Origin of the sequence: Halorubellus litoreus, assembly GCF_037081675.1 — an archaeon.
In the GTDB taxonomy this organism is placed as follows: domain Archaea; phylum Halobacteriota; class Halobacteria; order Halobacteriales; family Natrialbaceae; genus Halorubellus; species Halorubellus litoreus.
Map to the genome: position 1 here is coordinate 438,696 of NZ_JAZAQL010000002.1, position 24,714 is coordinate 463,409.

Consider the following 24,714-nt stretch of genomic DNA (forward strand, 5'->3'; position numbering starts at 1 on the left):
GTCCACTATTGGTGACAGATAGGGTATCGGAGCATGGCCGGCAACCGCCTGCGTCGCGCTTGCACGCGGCGCACGAACCGGCACCACACGTGTCATGGACGAGTCGTTAAGGGGGATGCGACCCTACCATGAAGTATGGCAGATCAAGAAGTCGTTCGACTCCTCAAGAAGGCGTACCAGGACGAGATCGAGACCGTGATGAACTACCAGACGAACGCCATCGTCCTCGACGGCGTACGCGCCGAGGAGATCAAGGAGAGCCTCCAGACCGACGTGCAGGAGGAGCTCATGCACTCCCAGCAGCTCGGCGAGCGCCTGAAGCAACTCGACGAAGCGCCGCCCGGGAGCGTCGAGTTCGAGGCGAACCAGCACAGCCTCCAGCCGCCCGAGGACTCCACGGACGTCCTCTCGGTCATCGAGGGCGTTCTCGAAGCCGAGGAGGACGCCATCGCGACGTACCGCGCGCTCATCGACGCCGCCGAGGAGGCCGACGACCCCGTCACCGAGGACCTCGCCGTGACGCTCCTCGCCGACGAGGAAGCCCACCGGAGCGAGTTCCGCGGGTTCCGCAAGGAGTACAAGCAGGACTGACGTCGCGGCCGTCCCAGCATCGCCCCTCGATTCTCCGGTTTTTCGACGCTCGACCCCGCAGTCGCGACTGTGGCCGACTCAGAGGTCGCCGCTCGCACCGAGTTCGCGTATCTCGCTCGCGCGCTCGCGGACCGCCGCCAGGTCGTCGTTCTCGCGTTTCCGGTCGACGTGCGAGTACACGAGCCCCATCCGGTGGTTCGACCGCAGGCGGTCCTCGTGTTCGGCGAGGAAGTCCCAGTAGAGCGCGTTGAACGGGCACGCGTCCTCGCCCACCGTCTCGTCTGGGTCGTACGCGCAGTTCGCGCAGTGGTCGCTCATCTTCCCGACGTAGTTCGCCGAGGAGACGTACGGTTTCGTCGAGAGCGCGGGACTGGCGAACGTGCCCATCCCGACGACGTTCGGCGTCGTCACCCAGTGGTAGGCGTCGACGAACCCGAGGTGGAACCACCGGTTCAGTTCCTGGGGGTCCGCGCCGTACGTCGTCGCGAAGTTCGAGAGGAGCATCAGGCGCTCGATGTGGTGCGCGTACCCGCGTTCGCGGACGTGCCCGACTGCCGACGCCATGCACGCCATGTCGGTGTCGCCCGACCAGTACAGCTCGGGGAGGTCCTCGGTCGCGTCGAGCTCGTTCGCCTCGGTCATCTCCGGCATCCGGTGCCGGTAGACGTGCCGGACGAACTCGCGCCACCCCAGGAGCTGGCGGACGAACCCCTCGACGCTCGCGACGTCGACCGCGGGCGCATCCGGGTCCTCGTAGGCGTCGACGGCGGCGTCGATGCACTCGCGCGAGGACAGCAGCCCGAGGTTGACGGCGGGCGAGAGCAGCGAGTGGTTCAGGTGCCAGGAGCGCTCGACCATCGCGTCCTGGTACGGGCCGAACGCGGGCAGGCGCTCGCTCACGAACGCGGCCAGTTCCGCGAGCGCGCCCTCGCGCGTCACGGGCCAGCGGAACGGCGCGAGGCCGGCGCCGTCACCGGGCGTCTCTCCCTCCCCCTCCTCTCCGTCGACGATGACGTCGCCGTCGTCGACGTTCGGCCACGTCTCGAACTCCTGGGCGACCCAGTCCGCGACCTCGCGGACGACCGGGTCGTCGCGGACGCCGTGGTCGGGCGGCTCCGGGAACGTCTCTTCTGGCCGGGGGAACTCGCGGTTCTCGTCGTCGAAGTTCCACTCGCCGCCGACGGGGTCGCCGTCGTCGACGAGGACGCCGGTGCGCTCGCGCATCCACCGGTAGAACGTCTCGTGGCGGAACGACTCCGGCATCTCGCCGTCGTCGCCTCCCGCCCAGTCGTCGAACTCGCTGGGCGAGCACAGGAACGTCTCGTTCTCGCGGACGAGCAGGCGCGCGCTCGGGTCGGCGGTTGCGTCCGCGATGTCGTCCTCGGCGACCGCGTCGCGAGCCGTCGAGAACGTCTCCACGAGCGCCTCGCCCGACCCGTGGCTCGCGGACCGCATCGTCGCCAGGTCCTCGTCGGGGTGCTCGCGGAGGTACTCGCGGAATCCGGTCTCGAAGGAGTCGACGCGGTGGTAGTCGACGTCGAACCCGCGGTCGCGGAGGCGGTCCCGGAAGTGCCGCATCGCGGCGAACACGAGCACGAGCTTGTGCGGGTGGTAGCGCTTCCGGCGCGCGAACCCGCTCGATTCGACGAGGACGACCCGGTCCTCGCCGGGTGTCGCGTCCGCGAGCGGCCCCACCTGCGTCGTCAGCTGGTCGCCGAGGACGAGCACGTTCATGCCTCGCCGTTGGCACGCTGGGGTGTTATCCTGCGGGCCGACGCTGTTCGGTACGAGGACCCGGCCGCCGTTTGTGGATATCTCGCACGGCGAGGTAATGTTTAAAGAACGTGCGGACGACGGCTCGCGTATGCCCGACTTCGTCACCCCGCCGCCGGTCGAGCGCGGCGACCAGGTCGCCGTCGTCGCCCCAGCGTCGACGAACCCAGAATCAGCGAGTCACGTCTACGAACTCGGCCTCCAGCGGATGCGCGACGTCTTCGACCTCGAACCCGTCGAGTACCCGACCGCGACCGCCGACCCCGAGTGGCTCGCCGAGAACCCCGAGGCGCGCGCCGAGGACGTCATGGACGCGTTCCGCGACCCCGACGTCTCGGCGGTCGTCGCGAACATCGGCGGCCACGACCAGATACGCGTCCTCCCGCACATCGACCCGGACGTCCTCGGCGACAACCCGACGCGGTTCTACGGCTGGTCCGACAACACGAACCTCCACACCGTCCTCTGGAACCAGGGCGTGGTGTCGTACTACGGCGGGTCGACGCTCACCGAGTACGCGATGGACGGCGAGCTGTTCGACTACACCCGCGAGTACCTCGGTCGCGCGCTCTTCGAGGACAGCATCGGGGCGTGGACCGAAGCGGACGTCTTCACGGACGAATCCGGCGACTGGGAGGATCCAGAGGGAATCGAGACGCCCCGCGAGACGGAGGCGAGCGACGGCCGCGTCTGGCGCGGCGGCGACGACGCCGTCTCCGGACGAATCTGGGGTGGGTGCTACGAGGTGCTCGTCGAGCAGTTCCTCGCCGACCGGTACGTCCCCGACGACGACGCGCTCGACGGTGCCGTCCTCGCGCTCGAGACGAGCGAACTGATCCCCGACCCGGACGTCGTCCGCGCGAACCTGCGCGCGCTCGGCGAACGCGGCCTCCTCGCGCGCTTCGACGGCGTCCTCGTCGGCCGCCCCGCCGCCCGCAGCCACCTCGAGGACAACCCGCCCGAGTGGCGCGCCGACTACCGCGACCGCCAACGGGACGCCATCACCGACGTCTTCGAGCGGTACAACCCCGACGCCCCCGTCGTGTTCGACTGCGAGTTCGGCCACACCTACCCGACGTGCCCCATCCCCATCGGCGGCGAGGTCGAACTCGACCCCGCGAGCGAGACGATTCGGTTCCCCTAGGCGGGAACGCCTTTTTGTTCAGGTAGCCGTAGGAGGCACCAGATGAACGAGACCACGCTCGCGTCGCGGGTGATGGCGTGCGGATAGTCGTCGTCGGTGCCGGCGAGGTCGGGTCGAACATCGCCGCGAGCCTCTCGGCCGACCACGACGTCGTCGTCGTCGAACGCGACCCGGCGACCGTCGAGGAACTCACGTACTCGATGGACATCCTCGCGCTCGAAGGCGACGGGGCGTCCCGCGAGACGCTCCGCGAGGCCGGCGTCGAGGACGCGGACCTGCTCGTCGCGAGCACCGACAGCGACGAGACGAACCTCGTCGTCTGCGGGACCGCGAAGACGCTCGGCGACCCGCTCACGATCGCTCGCGTCCGCAACATCGAACTCCTCGACACCTGGCAGGCGTCCCAGGGCGCGTTCGACGTGGACGTCATGGTGTCGACCGACCTCCTCACCGCGCAGGACATCGTTCGCGTCATCGGCGTCCCGGGGGCGCTCGACGTCGACCCGTTCGCGAGCGGGCTCGTGCAGGTCGCGGAGTTCCAGGTGCCCGCGGAGAGCGACGTCGCCGGGCGGACGGTCGCGGACGCCGACCGGTTCGAGTCGCTGACGTTCGCCGCGGTCGTTCACGACGGCGAGGTCAGCATCCCGCGCGGCGACACCGTCCTCGAAGCCGGTGACAAGGTCGTCGTCATCGGGACGCCAGCGGGCGTGCAGGCGTTCTCGGGGACGGTCGCGCCCGACCAGACGCTCGACGAGGCCGACGACTTCGTCATCGTCGGCGGGAGCGCCGTCGGCGCGCACGTCGCACGCCTCCTCGCGGAGCGCGGCGTGCAGCCACGACTCGTCGAACGCGACCCCGAGCGCGCTCGCGAACTCGCCGAGGAGCTCCCGGGCGCGCTCGTCATGGAGCACGACGCGACGGACGTCGACTTCCTCGTCGCCGAGGGCCTCGACCGCGCGGACGCGCTCGTCGCGGCGACCGACAGCGACGAGAAGAACCTCCTCGTCGCGCTGCTCGCGCGGAACGTCGGCGTGAAGCGCACGGTCGCGGTCGTCGAGGACGGCGAGTACGCGCACCTCTTCGAGGCCGTCGGCGTCGACGTCGCCGTGAACCCGCGTCGCGCGACGGCCGAGGAGATCGTGCGGTTCACGCAGGAGGGCCGTGTCGAGAACCTCTCGCTCATCGAGGGGCGCGAGGCGGAGGTCGTCGAGTTCGAGGTGGACGCGGGCAGCGTCCTCACCGGTCGCCCGATACGCGAGAGCGTCGGCGACCTCCCCGACGGCGTGGTCGTGGGCGCGATCACGCGCGACCACGAGTTCGTCGTCCCGCGCGGCGAGACCGAGATCCGCGCGGGCGACCACGTCGTCCTGTTCGTCGCCGCGGACGCGCTCGAGGACGTCATGACGCTCGCATGAACGCGGTTCGTGTCCGGTGTGACGCTCCCAAGAACGCGGCGCGAGCGCGCCCGGGCACTCGAACGAGCGTGATGCGTCGATGAGGGTTCGCGTCGATTGGCGCGTCAGCGTGAGTCTCGTCGGCACCATCCTCAAGTGGCTCTGGGTGCCGCTTTCGGGCCCGCTCGCGCTCGCGGTCATCGACGGGAGCGCGCTCGCACCGTTCGTCCTCACGATGGCCGCGACCGTCGTCGGCGGCGTCGCGCTGGAGTCGCTCGCGGACGAGCGCAACCTCCGCGGCCGCGAGGCGTTCCTCATGGTGTCGCTCACGTGGCTCGCGGTCGCGGTCGTCGGCGCCATCCCGTTCGTCCTCGCCGGACAGGGGACGCTCGCGTCACCGACGAACGCGCTCTTCGAGGCGACCAGCGGCATCACGACCACGGGCGCGACCGTCGTCGTCGACTTCGAGACGCACTCGCGCGCCATCCACCTCTGGCGCGCGGTCCTCCAGTGGCTCGGCGGCCTCGGCATCCTCGTCCTCGCGACCGCCGTCCTCAGCCAGCTCGGCGTCGGGGGCGCGCACCTCATGGAGACGGAGACGCAGACGCGCGACGTCAACAAGCTCACGCCCCGGATCTCCGAGACCGCGCGCCTCCTCTACCGGCTCTACATCGGCCTCACCGCGCTCATGGTCCTCGTCCTCATGACGCTACGCTGGCTCGGGCACGCGCCCGAGATGACGCTGTTCGACGCGGTGAGTCACGCGTTCACCGCCGTGTCGACGAGCGGGTTCTCGCCGCGCGGCGAGAGCCTCGCCGCGTTCTCCCCAGCCGTCCAGTGGGCGACCATCCCGTTCATGGCGCTCGGCGCGACCAGCTTCGTCCTCATGTACTTCGTCCTCCAGGGTGACTTCGCTCGACTCCGCGAGAGCGACGAGTTCCGGTTCTACGTCGGCCTGCTCGCGTTCTTCGCCGCGACCGTCGCCGGCGTCCTCGCGCTCGACGGGACGTTCGCGACCACGGAAGCGACCGTCCGGCACGCGGTCTTTCAGGTGGTCTCGATACTGACGACGACGGGGTACGCGAGCGCGGACTTCAACCTCTGGTCGCCCGCCGCCAAGCACGTCCTGTTCGTGTCGATGTTCGTCGGCGGCATGGCCGGGTCGACGACGTGCTCCATCAAGGCGCTCCGGTGGCTCGTCGTCCTGAAGGCGTTCCGCCGGGACCTGTTCACGGCCGCGCACCCGAGCGTCGTCCGCCCCGTCCGCCTCAGCGGGAGCGTCGTCGACGAGAAGACCATCCGCGACATCTACGCGTACACGCTCGTCAGCCTCGTGTTCTTCATCCTCGCCACGGTCTACGTCGTCGTCGACGCATCCCGCGTCGGCCTCGACGTCACCGAGTTCGAAGCGATGAGCGCCGCCGCCGCGACGTTCTTCAACGTCGGCCCCGCGTTCGGCATCGCCGGCCCGCTCGAATCCTACGCGCCGTTCCCGCGGTCGACGAAGCTCGCGATGGTGTTCCTTATGTGGATCGGCCGCATCGAGATCGTGCCCGTGCTCGTCCTCCTCACGCCCTCGTACTGGCGGACCTGACGCCCTCGGTTCGTCCCGGGGCGCTCAGTTCCCGCCGTTCCCGTTGTCGCCCTCCAGAGCCTCCTGCCGGAGGCGCTCGCCCTGGTCGGACTCGACCGTGAGCTTCGGGACCTCCGCGGGGTCGCGGTCCTCGTCTATCGCGACGAACACCATGTACGACTCCGTCGTCAACTCGGTCTCGCCGGTGCGGAGGTTCTCGCGGAACACCTTCACGCGCACCTTCACGCTCGTCTTCCCGGCGTCGTACACGTACGCTTCGACGAGCGCCGCGTCGCCCTGCGGGATGGGCGCGCGGAAGTTCGTCTGGTCCATGCGCGCGGTCACGCACTGATGGCCCGCGAACCGCATCGCGCTCATCGCCCCGACCTCGTCCATCCACATCATCACGTTCCCCCCGTGCGCGGTCTCCAGGATGTTCGCGTCGTTCGGATTCACGATGTGGCGATTCCGGATGTGCGTGTCCATGAGCGTCGGCATACGTAGCACCGAGACGCGGCCGCGGTTTCAGGGTGTCGGGACCCATCACCAGTGCGTGACGACCACACGCGAACACCCAGCAAGCCCCGACGCGCTCGCGGCCGCTCGCTCGCTGTGCTCCTCGGCTCGCTCCGCTCACCTGCGGTGCTTACGTCCCGAGCGACCGCGAGCGCGCCGCCCCTTGCAGTCCCACCCGACGCACCGCGGCCGCGACCGCACCGCGCCCTGCCCTCCCCCTGCTCGCAGCACGCGCCAGCGGCGCGCGCTGCTCGCGGCCCGGTGGCTCGTCGAATCGAGCGTTCGACTGACGACTGGCGCGCGGGCCGTCGGCCGCGCCGTCCGTGGGCGGCGCGGCCGAAGACCGCGTGCGAGGGACGAGCGCGGCGGCGACCGACGGGAGCCGGTTCGCGAGTCGGCTGGGGAGGACGAGGCTGCGGTGCGGTCGCTGTCGCGGTGCAGTACTCATCTGGTTTCGGCTACAGGAGCGGTCGCGTCGGTGGCGTCGGCGGTCGCGTCGGTGGCGTCGGCGGTCGCGTCGGTGGCGTCGGCGGTCGCGTCGGTGGTGTCGGCGGTCGCGTCGGTGGTGTCGGCGGTCGTGTCGGTGGTGTCGGCGGTCGCGTCGGTGGTGTCGGCGGTCGCGTCGGTGGTGTCGGCGGTCGCGTCGGTGGTGGGTCCCGTCGATTCTCCCCGGGAGAAATCCGTAAGTCGGTCGACTTAGTCGAGCGCGTACTCCATGGCTTGCTGGAGGTCGGCTTTGAGGTCTTCGACGTGCTCGATGCCGACGCTCGCGCGAACGAGGCCGTCGGTCAACCCGGCTTCGAGGCGCTCCTCTCGGGGAATCGCGGCGTGGGTCATCGGCGCGGGCTGCTCGATGAGGCTCTCGACGCCACCGAGGCTCTCCGCGAGCGTGAACACCTGCGTCGCGCTCACGAACTCGCTCGTCTCCGCGAGCGACGCGTCCAGTTCGAAGCTCAGCATCCCGCCGAAGTCGTCCATCTGCTTCGCGGCGACGTCGTGACCGGGATGCGATTCGAGGCCGGGATAGTACACCTCGTCGACGTGGTCGTGGTCGTGGAGCCACGCGGCGAGGTCGCGCGCGTTCTCGCAGTGGCGGTCCATCCGCACCGGGAGCGACTTGGTGCCGCGGAGGACGAGGAAGCAGTCGAACGGCCCGGGGGTCGCGCCGACGGAGTTCTGGTAGAACCCGAACTGCTCGTCGAGTTCCTCGTCGTCGGTGACGAGCGCGCCGCCGACGACGTCCGAGTGGCCGCCGAGGTACTTCGTGAGCGAGTGGCTCACGATGTCCGCGCCGTGTTCGAGGGGGCGCTGGAGGTACGGCGTCGCGAACGTGTTGTCGATCGCGCAGAGCGCGTCGTGGTCGTGCGCGACGTCCGACGCTGCTTCGATGTCGACGATACTCATCAGGGGGTTCGTCGGCGACTCCAACCACAGCAACTCGGTGTTGTCCTGCATCGCCGCAGCGATCTCGTCGACGTCGGTCATGTCGACGAACGTGAACTCGACGTCGTACTTCTCGTACACCTGCGTGAAGATGCGGTGCGTGCCACCGTAGACGTCCTCGCCGGTGACGACGTGGTCGCCCGATTCGAGGAGGTTCAGGACGGTGTTGATGGCGCCCATCCCCGAGGAGAACGCGCGCCCGTACTCGCCGCCTTCGAGGCTCGCGAGGTTGTTCTCGAGGTCCGTCCGCGTCGGGTTACCCGTCCGCGAGTACTCGTACCCGCGGTGCTCGCCGGGCGCGTCCTGCTTGTACGTCGAGTTCGCGTGGATTGGCGTCATCAGCGCGCCCGTCTCCTCGTCAGGCGCTTGGCCCGCGTGGATGCTCCGCGTCTCGAACCGGAACGCGTCCGCGTCACCGTCCGCTGGGTCGTCGGTCATGAGAGACGCGTCGCGCGCCCCGCAGGTACCTCTTGCGTTCCGGGAGCGCGGTCAGGCGTCCGCCGCGGTGGCGTCGTCCTCGACGCCCTCCGCGACCGCCTGGTCCCCGGAATCGGGCGCGTCCCGCTCGTCGTCGCTCGCCGCAGTTCCGTCCGGGGCCGCAGGGGACGGTGGCTCGTCGAGGAACCGGCGCGTGCTGCGCGTCACGACGAACGGGAACAGTTCGGCGAACCGGATGCCGAGTCGCGTCTTCAGGTCGGCGTACACGACGGGTTTCGTCGACTCCACCTTTCGCGCGAGCTTCCGGCCGACGACCGCGGGGTCCTCCATCATCGACTCGGGGTACCCGAGTTCGAGCGCGCTCTCGGTGCGCGCGAGCGACGGCTGCATCACGGAACACGAGACCGCCTCGTTCTGTAATTCGAGGCGGAGCGAGTGCGTGAACGACTCCAGGGCGCCCTTCGTCGCCCCGTACCCGGTCAGGCCGGGGTTCCCGACGCGACCGACGCCCGAGCTCACGAGGTGGATTCGACCGTCGCCGCGCTCGCGCATCCCGGGCAGGACCGCGTGCACGAGCCTGATCGCGCCGAAGACGTTCACCTCGAACTCCTCGCGGGTGTCCGCGAGCGACCGGTCCCGCATCAGGCCGAAGTTGAAGATGCCGGCGTTGTGCACGAGGACGTCGACGCGCTCCCAGGCGTCGAGGACGTCCGCGACGGTGGTGTCGACGGCGTCGTCGCTCGTCACGTCGCACTCGTAGACGCGGAGTTGCTGGCCGTACTGCTCGCCGAGCGCGCCGAGGTTCGCGGTGTCGACGTCGAGCGCCGCGACCCGGTAGCCGTCCGCGAGCAGGGTCTCGAGCATCCCGTGCCCGATGCCCGCGTTCGCGCCCGAGAGGACGACCACGCGGCCCGCAGTGGTGGCGGTCATGATGCGGGAGGTACGCGCCCTCGGAGCATCACAGTGCCGCTCGTTCTCGTGACGAGAGTTCTCACCTGTCGAGAAATGAGGTTTACACTAGACGTAAACCCTCGCGCACGGAACCGGCCGGGGACCACCGACGGCGCGACCGAAGCCCGGCGCAGCCACGCCACCGACCGACCGACGCCAGCACGAGCCCGGAACCCCGGCCTCTTTGTCCCCCGCCACGTACGGCATCTCGACAATGGGGAACGCAGACCTGCGGGACCTCGCGACCATCGAGGAGGTCCCCTGGAGCGAGGTCGAGCCGGGCGTCGTCGCCGTGGACGCGCACAACTGGCTGTACCGGTACCTGACGACGACCGTGCGGTTCACGAACGAGTCCGTGTACACCACCGCGGCGGGCGACGAGGTCGCGAACCTCGTCGGTATCGTCCAGGGACTGCCGAAGTTCTTCGAGCACGACCTCACGCCCGTGTTCGTGTTCGACGGCGGCCCCAGCGAGTTGAAAGCGGACGAGATCGCGGAGCGCCGCGAGCAACGCGAGCAGCTCGAGGACCAGCTCGAGGATGCGCGCGAGGAAGGCGACGCGGCCGAGGTGGCGCGCCTCGACTCGGCGACGCAGCGACTCACGGACGTCATCCAGGAGACGAGCCGCGAACTCCTCTCCCTCCTCGACGTCCCCGTGATAGAGGCGCCCGCGGAGGGCGAGGCGCAGGCGGCGCACATGGCGGCGCGCGGCGACGTCGAGTACGTCGGCACCGAGGACTACGACGCGCTCCTGTTCGGCGCGCCCGTCACGCTCCGCCAGCTCACGAGCAAGGGCAACCCCGAGCGCATGGACCTCGAAGCGACCCTCCGCGACCTCGACCTCACGCGCGAACAGCTCGTCGACGTCGCCATCCTCTGCGGCACCGACTTCAACGACGGCGTCCGCGGCTACGGCCCGAAGACCGCCCTGAAAGCCGTCCGCGAGCACGGCGACCTCTGGGCGGTCATGGAGCACGAGGACGTCGTCGTCGAGAACGCCGACCTCGTCCGCCAGCTGTTCTTCGACCCGGACGTCACGAGCGACTACGCGTTCGACACGACCATCACGCCGGACGTCGACGCCGCGCGAGCGTACGTCACCGACGAGTGGGAGGTCCCCGGCGACGAGGTCGCGCGCGGCTTCGAACGCATCGAGGACGCACTCACGCAGACCGGGCTCGACGACTGGACCTGACCGCGAGACCGGGGACGCGACCCGGTCGCGCAGACCGCCCGCGAGGCACGCGTTTTCAAGTCCCTCCGGCGTGACGCCCGACGTATGGAGACGCTACACGAGCGCGTCCGCCTGCAGTGGTCGCTGCGCGCGCTCATCCTCGCCGCCGTCCTCGCCGCGCTCGCGTACGGCGCCACCGTCCTGCTCGACTGGCTGCCGCAGGTCCCGCTCGTCGTCGGCGCGTTCACCGTCGTCGCCGTCCTCGGCGTCGCACACGCGTTCGCGCACTACCGCCGCTGGCGGTTCGACCTCGAATCGGACGCGCTGTACCTCGTCCGCGGCGTCGTCACGCACGTCGACACCGCCGTCCCGTACGTGCGCGTCCAGCACGTCGACACCCAGCGCACGCCGCTGGACCGCGCACTCGGCATCTCCAGGGTCGTCGTCTACACCGCCGGGTCGCGGGGCGCCGACGTCACCATCCCCGGCCTCACCGTCGAACGCGCACGCACCCTCCGGAACGAACTCCGCGAACTCGCCGTCGACGCCGAACCCGACGACGCCGTCTAGCCATGTCGATGGAACGCCTCCACCCGCTCTCGGCGGTCATCCGCGTGCTCTCCTACGGCGTGAACGGGTTCCTCATCCCGACGTTCCTCGCGTTCGTCGGCGGGAACTTCCTCCCGGACCTCATCGGCGTCCAGGTGCCCGCGACCGACCTCCTCGTCGTCCTCGCACCGCTCGGGCTCGCGATCGGTGGGACGTACGGCTACCTCACGTACCGTCGGTTCTCCTACGAGCTCACGCCGGACACGTTCGACGTCGCGCAGGGCGTCATCGGCCGGACGGAACGCGAGATCCCCATCCGACGCATCCAGAACGTCGACGTCCAACAGAACGTCCTGCACCAGTTGTTCGACGTCGCGGTCGTCCGCATCGAGACCGCCGGCGGCGGGGCGACCGAAGCCACGCTCTCGGTCGTCGACATCGACGAAGCGCGCGCCATCCAGCGCGGCATCCGCGAACGCCGCGCGCGCCTCCGAGAATCCAACGGCGCGAACGCCACCGCGGCGACGACCGACGCGACCGAGACCAACGCGGCGACGACCGACGCGGACGCGACCGCTCCGGGGACGACCGACGCCGACGCCACCGGTGCGGACCCGGTCGTCGACGAACCGGGCGCGACCGGGGACGGGACGTCGACAGGCAGGCGCGAGGACGCACTCGACCGCGAGGGCGAGCACGACGACGCGCTCGCGCACGGCGCCGAGGACTGGAACGACCCCGCGGGCGTCTGGACCGACGAGGAGGACTACGACCGACTGCTCGCGCTCAAGTTCGCGGACCTCCTCGTGCTCGCCGCGACGAACTTCCAACTCGGGTCGCTCCTGTTCGTCCTCGTCGGGTTCCCGCTCGCCGGCGACGTCGCGACGAACGTCCTGCTCGCCGCCGCCGAACCGTTCGGCGGCCCCGCGAGCCTCGACCCGGACGTGATGACGCCCGACCAGTACTTCGTCCTCGGCGGCGTCGCCGGCCCGCTCGTCCTCGTCGGCGGGTACGTCCTCTCCGCGGCGCTCGCCGTCCTCGAGTACTACGAGTTCGAACTCGGTCGCCGCGGGAACGACCTCGTCTACGAGCGCGGCCTCCTCCAGCGGTACTCCGGGTCGATACCGACCGACAAGATACAGACGCTCACCGTCCGCGAGACCGCGCCGATGCGCTGGCTCGGGTACGCCGCGCTCGACGTCGAGACCGCCGGCTACGCCGGTGGCGGCGGGAACGCCGGCACGCAGGCCGCGGTCCCGGTCGCCGCGCGCGACCGCGTCCTCGACCTCGCAGGCGACCTCTTCGACTACGACGACCCCGAACTGGAGCGCCCGCCCAAGCGCGCCCGCGAACGCTACGCGGTCCGGTACTCGCTCGTCGTCCTCGCCGCCGTCGCCGTCGCGTACGGCGCCGCACAGCTCTACCCGTCGTTCACGCTCTGGTTCGTGCCCGCGGTCGCCCTCCTCGCCGTCCCACCGGCAGCGCACCTCAAGTGGACGCACCGCGGGTACGCTGTCCGCGACGACCACGTCGTCGTCCGCACCGGCTTCTGGCGGCGCCGCACGCACGTCGTCCCCTACTATCGCCTCCAGACCGTCGTCGGGACCGCGACCGTCTTCCAGCGCCGCCGTCGCCTCGCGTCGCTCGTCGCCGACACCGCCAGCTCCGCGACGCTCTCACGGTCCTCGCCGACCGCGCACGACCTCGACGCCGACGACGTCGACCGCCTCCAGCGCGAACTCAGAGACCGCCTCCAATCGCACCTCGACGGCGACCACGACCCCGCAAGCCCCGACGACGACGCAGGAGGCGACGGCGACGACAACCGCGGTACCGACGGCCATGGCGGCCACGGCGGACCGACGCCGACGTCCGACTGACCCCTCGCTCGCGCACGAGCACCACGACACGCTCCCTGACGCGAACGACACGCTCCCTGACGCGAACGACACGCTCCTCGACGCGACCGAACCGACGGCAGAAGAGACGCCGCGACCGAGGCAGAAGGGACGCCGCGACCGAGTCAGACGCGCTTGCCGAGCGTCTCGACCTGTTCGAGCGACCGGTTCTTCACCGACTCGCCGGACTTCGCGTCGAACAGGTGCACGGCCTCCTCCGGGATGTGGGCCGTCACCGGCTGCCCGGCCTCGACCTGCTGCATCCCGCCGACCGTGACGACGAACGTCTCGTCGTCCTCGTCGGGCTCCCCGCCCGTGTCGAACGTGAGGTAGACGTTGTTCTCGTCACCCATCGGCTCGACGACGTCCACGACCGTCTCGAAGTCGTGCTCGCCAGTCGCGCCGTCGGTCGACAACGTCACGTCCTCCGGGCGGATACCCAACTCGAGGGTCGTGCGGTCACCGATCTCCTGGAGCGTCTCGTCGCTCACCGGGTACGTGAAGTCCGCCGCCCGGAGCTGGTTGCCCTGGACCTCCACGTCGAAGAAGTTCATCGACGGGTCGCCGATGAACCCCGCGACGAACTCGTTCGCCGGCTCGTGATAGCACTCCAGGGGCGTCCCCGCCTGCTGGAGGCGGCCGTCGTCGAGCACCGCGATGCGGTCGCTCATCGTCATCGCCTCCGTCTGGTCGTGGGTCACGTACACCGTCGTCACGCCGAGGTCCTCCTGGATGCGCTGGAGCTCCGTCCGCATCTTCGACCGGAGCTTCGCGTCCAGGTTCGACAACGGCTCGTCCATCAGGAACACCGCCGGGTCGCGGACGATCGCGCGACCGAGCGCGACGCGCTGCTGCTGGCCGCCCGAGAGCTCGCGGGGCTTCCGACCGAGTAACTCCTCGATACCCATCATCTCCGCCGCCGACGACACGCGCTCGTCGATCTCGTCGTCGCCCATCGACGTGGACTCCTCCAGCCCGAACGCCATGTTCTCCCGCACCGTCATGTGCGGGTAGAGCGCGTACGACTGGAACACCATCGCGATGTCGCGCTCCTTGGGCTCCTTGTCGTTCATGACCTCACCACCCAGCCGGATCTCGCCGTCCGTGATGGTCTCGAGGCCAGCGATCATCCGCAGGGTCGTGGACTTCCCACACCCCGACGGACCGACGAGCACGAGGAACTCACCGTCGCGGATGTCGACCGACACGTCGTCGACCGCCACGATGTGATTCCCGTCGTCCTCGACGAACACCTTGCTAACGTTATCGAGCGTCAGTTCTGCCATACGTAATCACTCCTGTCGTTCAGCGCCGCATCGTCCCGCCGCGATACCGGCGACGGTCGGGTCACGTCGCGATCCCCTCCGCGAACTGCTCGCCGAAGAAGATGTACACGAGTAGCGTCGGGAGCGCCGTCAGGAACGCCCCGGCCATCTTCAGACCGATACCGACGCTACTCAGGTTGTTCCCGAGCTGTGCGAGCACGACCGTCACCATCGCACCGTCGCCGCTCCCGACGAGGACGAGCGCGAACAGGACGTCGTTCCAGATCTGCGTGAACTGGTAGATGAGCACCACCGCGAACATCGGCCCCGACAGCGGCAGGATGAGGCGACGATAGATGCGCGCGATGCTCGCCCCGTCCAGTCGCGCCGCCTCGATCATCTCGTCGTTCAGATCGAGGTAGAACGTCCGGAACAGGAGCGTGCAGATCGGGAGCCCGTACGCGACGTGCGTGATGACGAGCTCCAGAACGTTGAAGTGGTACTGCTCGACGCCCGGCGTCAACAGCCAGACGGGTTCGAACCACGTCTCCAGCGGGACGATACTCCCCCAGAACTTCGACACCGGGATGAGAACCGCCTGATAGGGGATGAAGATCCCCGCGATGAACAACGCCAGGATACCGACCTGGCCCTTCCAGTCGACGTTCGTCAACCCGTACGCCGCCATGCTCCCCATGAGCGCCGACAGTATCGTCGCCGGAATCGTCAGGAGGAACGAGTTCACGAACCCGTGCCCGAGCGCGTCGAACGCTCGCGCGTACTTCTCGGTCGTGAACTGCTCGACCGGCGGCAGGAACGGCGCGCTCGAGAACGGGTCCGCCTTCAACGACGTCATCAACCCGGTCTCTATCGGGAGGAGGTAGAACGCAACCAGCCCCCCGAGGACCGCGTACAGTGCCACTCGTTCGGTGTCCACGCCGACGTCGGTCTCCTCCGGCGTGACTGTCTCGGTACTCATAGTTGACCACTCCGGTACTGGTAGGTGAGGTACGGCGCGACGACGCCGAGCGCGAGCACGAACAGCATGATACCGATCGCTGCCGCGTACGCGAAGTTCCCGTTACTGAACGCCTCGCGCATCATCAGCGTCGCGAGGATGTCCGTGCCCTTGTACGGCAGGTACGTGCCGCGGAGCGCGTACAGGAAGTCGAACGCCTTCAGCGCGAACACCATCAGGACGACCGTCGCCGAGATGGTCGACCCCTTCAATTGCGGGACGATCACGCGCCAGTACATCTTCACGGTGCTCGCACCGTCGACGCGAGCGGCCTCGTAGTGCTCGGTCGGTATCGCGCGTAACCCGGCGAGGTAGACGACCATCGTGTACCCGCTGAACTGCCAGATAAGCGCGAAGATGACCGCCGGCAACGCGAGTTCGGGGTTCGAGAACCACCGGACCTTGTCGACGAACGGCAAGACCTCCAGGAAGAGGTTCACGACGCCGTTATCGAAGTTGTACATCCACAGCCAGAACTGCGCGGTCACGACGAACGACAGGCTCATCGGGAGCAGGTATATCGTCCGGAACGTGTTCTCGAAGCGGATGTTGCGGTCGACGAGGATGGCGACGACGAGGCCGAGCACGAGCGACACGAGCGTGAACGCGACGAGGAGCACGAACGTGTTCACGGTCGCGTTCACGAACGAATCGCTCGCGAACGCCTGGACGTACATCTCGAAGTCCAGGTCCGAGTAATCCGGCGACCCGAGCCCGACCGGGTCCGTCAGCGACAGCGCAAAGTTCCAGATGATGGCGCCGTACACGAACAACGCCATCAGCAGGAACGCCGGCAGCCAGAACGGCATCGACTCCCGGAACTGCTGGTTCGCCAGGTTCCGCTTGAGCGCGGCTATCGGGCCGCTCCCCTGGGTATCGACGGGCTCACCGCCGTCCGCGCGGACCTCGTCCTCGGAGCCATCCGAGCGACCTACGAGGCGTTTCGCGTGTCTTGCTATATCACGCATAAATGAGGGCGTCGGTGTGCCGCCTTAGTTCCCGACGGCACTCATGAACGCCGTCGCGGTGGCGTCCACGGTGTCGGAGGTGTGATCGAACTTGTCGCTGAGTGCCGTCGAGAGCGCGCTGAGCTGTGCCTTCGGGACGGCGAGGCCGTGCGCGAGCGACGGCGGCTGGCTGTCGGAGTTCGTGAACTCCTCGAACTGCTGGGTCTGGAACGCCGGGAACTCGTCCATCGAGACGTCGCTCCGCGGCGGAATCGAGCCCTTCTGCTTGTTGAAGCGCTTCTGGGCGTCCTTCGACGCGCAGTACTTGAGCCAGTTCTTCGTGCTCTCCGGCGACGGGTTGTTCGTCGGGTACACCCACGAGTCCATGTTGAGCTGGTAGACGCCTTCCGTACCGGGGTACGGTACGTGACCCCAGCCGCTCTCGAACTCGAAGTCGCTCCCCTGGAACATGCCGGCGAGCCAGTCGCCCTGGTGCATGAACGCCGCGTTCCCCTTCTGCACCATCGTCCCGGCCTCCTGGAAGCTGATGGAGGAGGCGTCGTCGGGCATGTACTCGGCGTACGAGGCGAGGGTCTCCAGGGACTTCGCGACCTGGGACTTCTTACCGTTCCCGTTGATGAACTTGTCGTACGCGCTCGAGCCGTGCTGGCCGATGAAGACGGTCGCGAACAGCTGGAGGCTCGTCCACGGCCCCTTCAGCGAGTGCGCGTAGCCGACGGCGTCGGTCTCGGACTCGACGGTCTCGAGGGCGTCGACGAGCGCGTTCGGGCTGTCGATGGAGGCGGGGTCGACGCCAGCGCTCTCCACGACCGACTTGTTGTAGAACAGGTTGTTGATGCGGTGGATGTTCGTCGGCACCGCGACGAACGTCCCGTCGACCTTCGCGGCGTCCATCGGACCCTTGAGGTACGCGTCGCGGACCTCGTCGGTCCAGACGGAGTCGCCGATGTCGCCGAACGCGTCGGCGTCCGTGAACTGCTGGAGGTTCGCGCCGGGCCAGTCGGCCCACGAGCTCGGCGGGTCGTCGTTCTTCACGCGCTGCTGGACCTTCGTGTTCAGCGACGTGTTCGCGGAGCCGCCGATCGCCTGCACGTTGAGTTCCGCGTCGGGGTACTCCTGCTCGAAGCCTTCGCGCATCGAATCGAACGCGGCCTTTCCGTCGCCGCCACTCCAACCGTGGAGGAGTTCGACGGTGGAGGTCCCACCGGTGAGGCTGCTGAGGCAGCCCGAGAGTCCGGTGAGGCCCGCTGCGCCGGCTGCGCCGGTCGTCTTGAGAACGGTACGTCTGGAGACGTCTGCTGTTGAGTCGTGTTCTGTCATGCCACCACGCGTCTCTGTGAGAGACTCACCCATGCATAATTCCGCCCGTCACTTAAGGTTTCCCCAAATTTATTCGCTACCGAGTGAATAACCAAGGTCGGTGGCGTGGAATCCGCGACCACGCCGAACCCGGTACACACCCAACGAACGCTCCACCACACAAAAACCACCACACACCAGCACGCGCTGCCGGTTCGAATCGCCACCCGACGCCAGCCAGCACCCGCGTGAGAACCCGACACAGTCGGCCCGCGTTCCGTGGGGCTTAAGTATAGGACCGGAGTAGCAGGGAGTGCAATCGATGCAGGGGCGTCGGCCCCGAGTCCGAGAGGGCGACGATAGACAGCATGTCGTGGTAGCCTAGCCTGGCCCAAGGCGCAGGGTTGCTAACTCTGTGGCGTAAGCCTCCGGGGTTCAAATCCCCGCCACGACGTCGGATTCCACACCACACCAGGCTGGTCGTGGAACTTCAACCGAGAGTGCATCAGCACTCCATACACGCAACACATGAGCGAAGAACAACCACAGGGCGACACCGAGGACGACGAGGACCTTCGCTACTTCGTCCGAATCGGCCAGACAGACCTCGACGGGACGAAGTCCGTCGAGCGGTCGCTCATCGAGATGAACGGTATCGGGCGACGTACGGCGAGAATCATCGCCCACGAGGCCGAGGTCGACCGGACGGCCACCTTCGGCCGACTGGACGACGACGACATCGACGCCGTCGTCGAAACCGTCGAGAACTACGCCGACGAGGTCCCGGACTGGCTCAACAACCGCCAGAAGGCCTTCTACTCCGGCGAGACCACCCACGAGGTCGGGAACGACCTCAACATGTCCCGCCGTCACGACATCAACCGCCTCAAGATGATCGAGGCGTACCGTGGCATCCGCCACAAGCGCGGACAGAAGGTCCGCGGCCAGCGGACGAAGTCCACCGGCCGCACCGAGGGTACCATCGGCGTCAACGTCGAAGAGATCCGCGAAGAACAGGCCGAAGAAGAAGCAGCGGGTGAGGAATAATGGCAACCGGGAACAACACCAAGGGCTACGAGACGCCGAACCACCCGTTCCAGGGCGAGCGTATCGCCGAGGAACACGGTCTCGTCGACACGTACGGCCTGAAGAACAAAGAAGAGCTCTGGCGAGTCCAGTCCCAGCTCCGCTCGTTCCGCCGCGAGGCCCGAGACCTGCTCGGGTCCGTGCAGATGGACGAGGGCGCCGAGGACGAGGACGAGGAGTTCCTCGCTCGACTCAAGCGCATCGGCGTGCTCGACGACGGCGACGAACTCGACGACGTCCTGAGCCTCGAGATAAACGACCTCCTCGAGCGCCGACTCCAGACCGTCGCGTACCGGAAGGGTCTCGCGAACACGACCCAGCAGGCGCGACAGTTCATCGTGCACGGGCACGTCACCGTGAACGGCGCTCGCGTCACGCGACCGTCGTACACGGTCACCGTGAACGAGGAGGACGCCATCGAGTTCGACGAGAACAGCGAGCTCGCGGACGAACTCCACCCCGAGCGCGCGGAGGGTCAGTAACATGGCAGAGCAAGAAGACGACAAGTGGGGCATCGCCCACGTACACGCATCGTACAACAACACCGTGATGACCGTGACGGACCTCACGGGCGCCGAGACCATCGCGAAGTCCTCTGGCGGGACTGCTGTCAAGCAGAACCGCGACGAGGCGTCGCCGTACGCGGCGATGCAGATGGTCGAGAGCCTCGCCGACGAGATCCGTGCGGCCGGCATCGAGGGCCTCCACGTCCGCGTTCGCGGACCTGGCGGGAACCTCCAGAAGTCCCCGGGGCCGGGTGCGCAGGCAGCGATCCGCGCACTCGCTCGCGAAGACTTCGAGATCGGTCGCATCGAGGACGTCACACCCATCCCGCACGACGGCTCCCGAGCCCCCAAGGGCAAGGGCGGATTCTAACAAGCATGGACGAGGAATACGACGTCGAGTTCATCGAACGCGAGGAACGGTCCGCGAAGTTCCTCGTACGTGGCGTCACCCCGGCGTTCGCCAACGGTATCCGTCGCGCGATGATCGCCGACGTGCCGACGCTGGCGATCGACGAGGTGCGCTTCATCGAGAACTCGTCGGTGATGTTCGACGAGCAGATCGCGCTGCGGCTCGGACTCGTTCCGCTGTCGACGCCGCCGAACGAGTTCGACGAGGACGACGTCGTGACGCTCTCGCTTGACGTCTCGGGGCCCGCGACCGCGTACTCCGGCGACATCGTGTCGTCGGACGAGATGGTCCAGCCGGCCGAGGAGAACGTCCCGATCATCGACCTCAAGGACGGGCAGCGGCTCGAACTGGAGGCCGACGCAGTGCTCAGCACTGGGAAGGACCACGCGAAGCATCAGGGCGGCGTTGCTGTGGGGTACCGGAACCTCCAGCGCGTCGAGACCGTGGGCGACCGTGGCGAGTTCGAGGACGTCGACCCCGAGATCTACCGTGGCGTCATCCAGGAGGGTGACGAGCTGGTCGACACCGCGGAGTTCGACCACGACCTCACGAATCGGTATCCCGATCAGGAGGTCGCGGTGGAGGACGTCGAGCACGCGTTCGTCTTCAGCGTGGAGACGGACGGGTCGATGTCCGTCGAGGAGCTGTTCACGCGCGCCGTCGAGTCGCTCGACGCGCGCGCCGCAGAACTCGAAGACGCAGTATCGCTATAACGTAACTATGACCCCTTCCAATCACACCCTGACGGCTGGACGAACGCTCGGTCGACCGTCGACCGACGCCGGGAGTGACGACGCCGACCGTGGCGCCGTCCCCCGTTCGTCCGCCGTAATCGAAAGTGGTTTGAAGGGGGGCACGGAACAAACAGGTGCCTACGAGGGCACGCGCAGGGATAGCCAAGTCAGGCCAACGGCGCAGCGTTCAGGGCGCTGTCCTGTAGAGGTCCGCAGGTTCAAATCCTGCTCCCTGCATCCGTTCTTCTCACATTCAGGAGGAAAGTCATGAGTAAGACGAATCCGAGGCTCAGCAGTCTCATCGCCGAGCTGAAGTCGGTGTCTCGTACAGATGACGCCGACGTTTGGAGCGACGTCGCCGACCGCCTCGAGAAGCCCCGCCGCACGCACGCGGAGGTCAATCTCGGGCGAATCGAGCGGTACGCGCAGGAAGACGAGACGGTCGTCGTCCCCGGGAAGGTCCTGGGGAGCGGCGCCCTGCAGAAGTCGGTCACCGTCGCGGCGGTCGACTTCTCGTCGTCTGCCGAGACGAAGATCGAGCAGGTAGGCGAGACGCTCCAACTGGAACAGGCTATCGAACAGAACCCCGAAGGAAGCAACGTACGGGTGATTCGATGAATACGTCCGAGTTCGACGCGGACGTCGTCGTCGACGCCCGTAACTGCATTCTGGGTCGCGTCGCGTCGCAGGTCGCGGAACGGTCGCTGGACGGCGAGTCCATCGCGGTCGTGAACGCGGAGGATGCCGTCATCACCGGTAACGAGGACGACATCATGTCGACGTACCGCAAGCGCGCGGAGATCGGGTCGGACCAGGGTCCGGCGACGATCAAGCGACCGGATCGCATCTTCAAGCGATCCATCCGTGGGATGCTCCCCCACAAGTCCGACCGTGGCCGTGAGGCGTTCTCGAACGTCCGCGTCTACGTCGGGAATCCGTTCGACGACGACGACGGCGAGGTCCTCGACGGGACGTCGCTCGATCGGTTGTCGAACATCAAGTTCCTCCAGCTGTCGGAGGTCTCAGAGCAACTGGGTGCTAACGTCACATGGTAACGAACACGTCCGGGAAGAAGAAGACCGCTATCGCGCGGGCGACCGTCTCCGACGGGGAGGGTCGCGTCCGAATCAACAGCAAGCCCGTCGAGCTGGTGGAGCCGGAGATGGCTCGCCTGAAGATGCTGGAGCCGTTCCGCATCGTCGACGGCGTGCGTGACGACGTCGACGTCGACGTCTCCGTGCAGGGTGGCGGGTTCGCCGGACAGGCGGACGCCGTCCGCACGGCGATCGCGCGCGGTATCGTCCAGCACAGTGGCGACGCGGAGCTTCGCGATGCGTATCGCGAGTTCGACCGGTCGCTGCTCGTGAACGACGTGCGCCAGTCCGAACCCAAGAAGTGGGGCGGACCGGGTGCGCGTGCGCGCTACCAGAAGTCCTACCGCTAAGGTGATCCAGTCATGATGGTACCAGTCCGGTGTTTCACGTGCGGTAACGTCGTGGGTGAGCACTGGGAGGAGTTCAAGGCGCGGTCTCGCGAGGGCGACGAGGACCCCGAGATGGTTCTCGACGAGCTCGGCATCGACCGGTACTGCTGCCGGCGGATGCTCGTGAGTCACAAGGACCTCGTGGACATCGTCTCCCCTTACCAGTGATGCCCGGGAAACAGCGCTACAATCGGTACGAGAAGGCCCGTATCCTGGGTGCGCGAGCGCTCCAGGTGTCGTACGGGGCGCCCGTGCTGATCGAGACGGACCAGACGGAGCCCATCCTCATCGCGGCCGAGGAGTACGACGCAGGGGCACTGCCCTTTACGGTGCGTCGGGGTCGAGGTGACGAGTAGATGACGCGCATCACGGACGTCCGACTGCGGCGCGTGCTCGATTCGCGCGGGAACGCGACCGTGGAAGCTGACGTGTTGACGGAGAGTGGCGGTTTCGGTCGTGCGGCGGCGCCCAGCGGGGCGTCGACGGGCGAGTACGAGGCGATCGAGTTGCCGCCGTCGGAGGCGATCGCGAAGGCTCGCGAGCTCGCTGTCCCTCGACTCGAGGGTGGCGTGTACGCGGGGAATCAGCGTGACGTCGACGCGGCGTTGCACGCGGCCGACGGTACTGACGATTTCGGTGTCATCGGTGCGAACAGTGCGGTCGCGATCTCGATGGCGGCTGCGAAGGCGGGTGCCGACGTGCTCGGCGCGCCGCTGTTCCAGCATCTCGGTGGGGCGTTCCGTGGTGGGTCGTTCCCGACGCCGCTCGGGAACGTCGTCGGTGGTGGCGAGCACGCGGCCGATGCGACGCACATCCAGGAGTTCCTCGCTGCGCCGGTCGGGGCGCCGAGTGTCGCGGATGCGGTGTTCGCGAACGCGGCGGTTCACGCCGAGGTTGCGGATCTCTTGGACGAGCGCGACGTCGCTTGCGGGAAGGGCGACGAGGGCGCGTGGGCGCCGAGTATCGACGACGCGGAGGCGTTCGAGATAGTCGACGAGGCGACGAGTACGGTCGCTGACGAGTTCGGGTTCGAGATCGGGTTCGGGCTCGACGTTGCCGGTGCGGAGTTGTACGACGCTGACGAGGACGCCTACGTGTACGGTGACGAGACGCGCTCCACCGAGGAGCAGGTCGAGTACATCGCTGGGCTCGTCGACGAGTACGATCTCGTGTACGTCGAGGACCCGCTCGACGAGGACGCGTACGACGCGTTCGCGGAGCTCACGGACCGCGTCGGTGACCGTACGCTCGTGTGCGGCGACGACCTGTTCGTGACGAACACCGAGCGGCTGGCCGAGGGTATCGACGCCGGAGCTGGGAACAGTATCCTCGTGAAACCGAATCAGATCGGGACGTTGTCGGACGCGTTCGACGCGATCGAACTTGCGGTCCGGCACGGGTACGACCCGGTCGTCTCTCATCGGAGTGGTGAGACGGAGGATACGACCATCGCACACCTCGCCGTGGCGACTGACGCGCCGTTCATCAAGACGGGCGCGGTCGGTGGCGAGCGAACCGCGAAGCTGAACGAACTCATCCGAATCGCAGACGACGCATTATGACAGCACAAGACGACGAAGGGCTCGATGCCGCCGAAGAGGAGATCGAGGCGGAGCCCGCGGAGGGCGCCGGTCCGGCGGCCGAAGCGGACGACGTCGAGCCCGTGACTGACGAAGAGAGCGCCGAGGCCGAGGAGGCCGAGGCCGAGACAGACGCGGGCCCTGCGCTCGACGACGACGTCATGGGTGACGAGGAGGCCGACCTCCTCATCCCCGTCGAGGATTACCTCGGCGCTGGCGTCCACATCGGGACCCAGCAGAAGACGAAGGACATGGAGCGGTTCATTCACCGCGTCCGCACGGACGGCCTGTACGTCCTGGACGTGGCGAAGACCGACTCCCGCATCCGTACGGCTGCGGACTTCCTGGCGAACTACGCGCCCGAGCAGATCCTCGTGACGAGTTCGCGCCAGTACGGCCGGTTCCCCGCGGAGAAGTTCGCGGAGGCCGTCGGCGCTCGCGCTCGCACGGGCCGGTTCATTCCGGGGACGCTCACGAACCCGAAGTACGACGGCTACATCGAGCCGGACGTGCTCGTCGTGACCGACCCGATCGGTGACGCGCAGGCGGTGAAGGAGGCTATCACCGTCGGTATCCCCGTCATCGCGATGTGTGACTCGAACAACCAGACCAGTAACGTCGACCTCGTCGTGCCGACGAACAACAAGGGTCGGAAGGCCCTGAGCGTGGTCTACTGGCTGCTCGCGAACGAGACGCTCGACCGCCGTGGGGCGGAGCCGGCGTACTCGCTCGACGACTTCGAGTCCGGTATCTGAACCGCTCGGGATTTCGTTTCTCGCGTTCGTTGATCTGGTAGCGGTGCTGCCGGCGAACGGTCGTTCTGTCTGGCGTTTGGCCGTGAGTGGTCGGTGTGATGCGGGCTGGTTGGTTGCGAGCCGTCGGCGTGTGGTGTGGTGGCCGGCCGTGCTGTCGCTGGGTGGTG

The 24,714-nt window shown here is 67.8% G+C and carries 27 protein-coding genes and 2 tRNA genes; 21 read left to right on the top strand and 8 right to left on the bottom strand.

Translation table 11 applies throughout. The features are described from left to right. Positions 1-135 precede the first annotated feature (135 nt). Positions 136-591, top strand: coding sequence for a ferritin-like domain-containing protein (locus VYJ16_RS09445; protein WP_336350061.1), 456 nt, complete (start codon positions 136-138; stop codon positions 589-591). A gap of 78 nt (positions 592-669) precedes the next feature. Here VYJ16_RS09445 and VYJ16_RS09450 read toward each other — a convergent pair whose 3' ends face one another. After that, positions 670-2,325 (bottom strand): cryptochrome/photolyase family protein, encoded by a 1,656-nt coding sequence (locus tag VYJ16_RS09450; protein ID WP_336350062.1) that lies wholly within the window; start codon positions 2,323-2,325, stop codon positions 670-672. Between the two features lie 130 nt (positions 2,326-2,455). On the opposite strand from VYJ16_RS09450, the gene VYJ16_RS09455 reads away from it, so the two are divergent. From VYJ16_RS09455 to VYJ16_RS09465, 3 genes are all read left to right on the top strand, one after another. After that, on the top strand, positions 2,456-3,508 hold the full coding sequence (locus VYJ16_RS09455) for a S66 family peptidase (protein WP_336350063.1): 1,053 nt from the start codon (positions 2,456-2,458) through the stop codon (positions 3,506-3,508). Between the two features lie 77 nt (positions 3,509-3,585). Continuing rightward, on the top strand, positions 3,586-4,923 hold the full coding sequence (trkA, locus tag VYJ16_RS09460) for a Trk system potassium transporter TrkA (RefSeq protein ID WP_336350064.1): 1,338 nt from the start codon (positions 3,586-3,588) through the stop codon (positions 4,921-4,923). A 79-nt stretch (positions 4,924-5,002) separates the two neighbouring features. Then, positions 5,003-6,496 (top strand): TrkH family potassium uptake protein, encoded by a 1,494-nt coding sequence (locus VYJ16_RS09465; protein ID WP_336350065.1) that lies wholly within the window; start codon positions 5,003-5,005, stop codon positions 6,494-6,496. Between the two features lie 24 nt (positions 6,497-6,520). On the opposite strand, the gene VYJ16_RS09470 is transcribed toward VYJ16_RS09465, so the two are convergent. Then, positions 6,521-6,973 (bottom strand): acyl-CoA thioesterase, encoded by a 453-nt coding sequence (locus VYJ16_RS09470; protein WP_336350066.1) that lies wholly within the window; start codon positions 6,971-6,973, stop codon positions 6,521-6,523. A gap of 496 nt (positions 6,974-7,469) precedes the next feature. Between VYJ16_RS09470 and VYJ16_RS09475 the strand changes: the two genes are divergently transcribed. Then, positions 7,470-7,691, top strand: a complete 222-nt coding sequence (locus VYJ16_RS09475; protein ID WP_336350067.1) for a hypothetical protein — start codon at positions 7,470-7,472, stop codon at positions 7,689-7,691. On the opposite strand, the gene VYJ16_RS09480 is transcribed toward VYJ16_RS09475, so the two are convergent. Further along, a complete protein-coding gene (locus tag VYJ16_RS09480; protein WP_336350068.1) occupies positions 7,688-8,872 on the bottom strand; it encodes a cystathionine gamma-synthase in 1,185 nt (394 codons plus the stop codon). The two genes, VYJ16_RS09475 and VYJ16_RS09480, sit on opposite strands and share 4 nt — an antisense overlap. Positions 8,873-8,923: 51 nt before the next feature. Further along, positions 8,924-9,802, bottom strand: coding sequence for an SDR family NAD(P)-dependent oxidoreductase (locus VYJ16_RS09485; protein ID WP_336350069.1), 879 nt, complete (start codon positions 9,800-9,802; stop codon positions 8,924-8,926). Positions 9,803-10,037: 235 nt separating this feature from the next. Between VYJ16_RS09485 and fen the strand changes: the two genes are divergently transcribed. The 3 genes from fen (at position 10,038) to VYJ16_RS09500 (ending at position 13,426) form a co-directional block, all read left to right on the top strand. Then, on the top strand, positions 10,038-11,018 hold the full coding sequence (fen, locus tag VYJ16_RS09490; RefSeq protein ID WP_336350070.1) for a flap endonuclease-1: 981 nt from the start codon (positions 10,038-10,040) through the stop codon (positions 11,016-11,018). Between the two features lie 84 nt (positions 11,019-11,102). Continuing rightward, on the top strand, positions 11,103-11,567 hold the full coding sequence (locus VYJ16_RS09495; RefSeq protein WP_336350071.1) for a PH domain-containing protein: 465 nt from the start codon (positions 11,103-11,105) through the stop codon (positions 11,565-11,567). Between the two features lie 2 nt (positions 11,568-11,569). Next, positions 11,570-13,426 carry a PH domain-containing protein gene (locus VYJ16_RS09500; RefSeq protein WP_336350072.1) on the top strand — a complete coding sequence of 619 codons (1,857 nt, stop codon included), beginning with the start codon at positions 11,570-11,572 and terminating at the stop codon, positions 13,424-13,426. 143 nt (positions 13,427-13,569) lie between these two features. Here the strand turns inward: VYJ16_RS09500 and VYJ16_RS09505 are convergent, their stop codons facing one another. The 4 genes from VYJ16_RS09505 to VYJ16_RS09520 all read right to left on the bottom strand — a co-directional run bounded on the left by VYJ16_RS09505 (position 13,570) and on the right by VYJ16_RS09520 (position 18,015). Beyond that, entirely contained in the window at positions 13,570-14,730 is a 1,161-nt protein-coding gene (locus tag VYJ16_RS09505; protein WP_336350073.1) for an ABC transporter ATP-binding protein, read from the bottom strand. 61 nt (positions 14,731-14,791) lie between these two features. Further along, the gene (locus VYJ16_RS09510; RefSeq protein ID WP_336350074.1) at positions 14,792-15,688 is read right to left on the bottom strand and encodes a carbohydrate ABC transporter permease; all 897 of its coding nucleotides are present in this window, start codon (positions 15,686-15,688) and stop codon (positions 14,792-14,794) included. Further along, positions 15,685-16,695, bottom strand: a complete 1,011-nt coding sequence (locus tag VYJ16_RS09515; protein ID WP_336350075.1) for a carbohydrate ABC transporter permease — start codon at positions 16,693-16,695, stop codon at positions 15,685-15,687. The genes VYJ16_RS09510 and VYJ16_RS09515 overlap by 4 nt, the downstream gene beginning before the upstream one ends. Positions 16,696-16,719: 24 nt before the next feature. Then, a complete protein-coding gene (locus VYJ16_RS09520; protein WP_336350076.1) occupies positions 16,720-18,015 on the bottom strand; it encodes an ABC transporter substrate-binding protein in 1,296 nt (431 codons plus the stop codon). Positions 18,016-18,364: 349 nt separating this feature from the next. Between VYJ16_RS09520 and VYJ16_RS09525 the strand changes: the two genes are divergently transcribed. From VYJ16_RS09525 to rpsB, 13 genes are all read left to right on the top strand, one after another. Continuing rightward, positions 18,365-18,448, top strand: a tRNA-Ser gene (locus VYJ16_RS09525). 74 nt (positions 18,449-18,522) lie between these two features. After that, the gene (locus tag VYJ16_RS09530) at positions 18,523-19,041 is read left to right on the top strand and encodes a 30S ribosomal protein S13 (protein WP_336350077.1); all 519 of its coding nucleotides are present in this window, start codon (positions 18,523-18,525) and stop codon (positions 19,039-19,041) included. Then, entirely contained in the window at positions 19,041-19,562 is a 522-nt protein-coding gene (locus VYJ16_RS09535; RefSeq protein WP_336350078.1) for a 30S ribosomal protein S4, read from the top strand. Before VYJ16_RS09530 ends, VYJ16_RS09535 begins: the two co-directional genes overlap by 1 nt. Position 19,563: 1 nt before the next feature. Further along, a complete protein-coding gene (locus tag VYJ16_RS09540) occupies positions 19,564-19,956 on the top strand; it encodes a 30S ribosomal protein S11 (protein WP_323676637.1) in 393 nt (130 codons plus the stop codon). 5 nt (positions 19,957-19,961) lie between these two features. Continuing rightward, positions 19,962-20,708 (top strand): DNA-directed RNA polymerase subunit D, encoded by a 747-nt coding sequence (locus tag VYJ16_RS09545; protein WP_336350079.1) that lies wholly within the window; start codon positions 19,962-19,964, stop codon positions 20,706-20,708. 173 nt (positions 20,709-20,881) lie between these two features. Next, a tRNA-Leu gene (locus VYJ16_RS09550) sits at positions 20,882-20,966 on the top strand. A 30-nt stretch (positions 20,967-20,996) separates the two neighbouring features. Then, positions 20,997-21,347, top strand: coding sequence for a 50S ribosomal protein L18e (locus VYJ16_RS09555; RefSeq protein WP_227131341.1), 351 nt, complete (start codon positions 20,997-20,999; stop codon positions 21,345-21,347). Next, positions 21,344-21,784, top strand: coding sequence for a 50S ribosomal protein L13 (locus VYJ16_RS09560; protein WP_336350080.1), 441 nt, complete (start codon positions 21,344-21,346; stop codon positions 21,782-21,784). Before VYJ16_RS09555 ends, VYJ16_RS09560 begins: the two co-directional genes overlap by 4 nt. After that, positions 21,778-22,173 carry a 30S ribosomal protein S9 gene (locus VYJ16_RS09565; protein ID WP_227131339.1) on the top strand — a complete coding sequence of 132 codons (396 nt, stop codon included), beginning with the start codon at positions 21,778-21,780 and terminating at the stop codon, positions 22,171-22,173. Before VYJ16_RS09560 ends, VYJ16_RS09565 begins: the two co-directional genes overlap by 7 nt. Positions 22,174-22,185: 12 nt before the next feature. Continuing rightward, positions 22,186-22,380, top strand: a complete 195-nt coding sequence (locus VYJ16_RS09570; RefSeq protein WP_227131338.1) for a DNA-directed RNA polymerase subunit N — start codon at positions 22,186-22,188, stop codon at positions 22,378-22,380. Beyond that, positions 22,380-22,568, top strand: coding sequence for a DNA-directed RNA polymerase subunit K (locus tag VYJ16_RS09575; protein WP_227131337.1), 189 nt, complete (start codon positions 22,380-22,382; stop codon positions 22,566-22,568). The genes VYJ16_RS09570 and VYJ16_RS09575 overlap by 1 nt, the downstream gene beginning before the upstream one ends. After that, positions 22,569-23,774 carry a phosphopyruvate hydratase gene (gene eno, locus VYJ16_RS09580; protein WP_336350081.1) on the top strand — a complete coding sequence of 402 codons (1,206 nt, stop codon included), beginning with the start codon at positions 22,569-22,571 and terminating at the stop codon, positions 23,772-23,774. It begins immediately after the preceding gene. Continuing rightward, a complete protein-coding gene (rpsB, locus tag VYJ16_RS09585) occupies positions 23,771-24,547 on the top strand; it encodes a 30S ribosomal protein S2 (RefSeq protein WP_336350082.1) in 777 nt (258 codons plus the stop codon). Before eno ends, rpsB begins: the two co-directional genes overlap by 4 nt. Positions 24,548-24,714 lie beyond the last annotated feature (167 nt).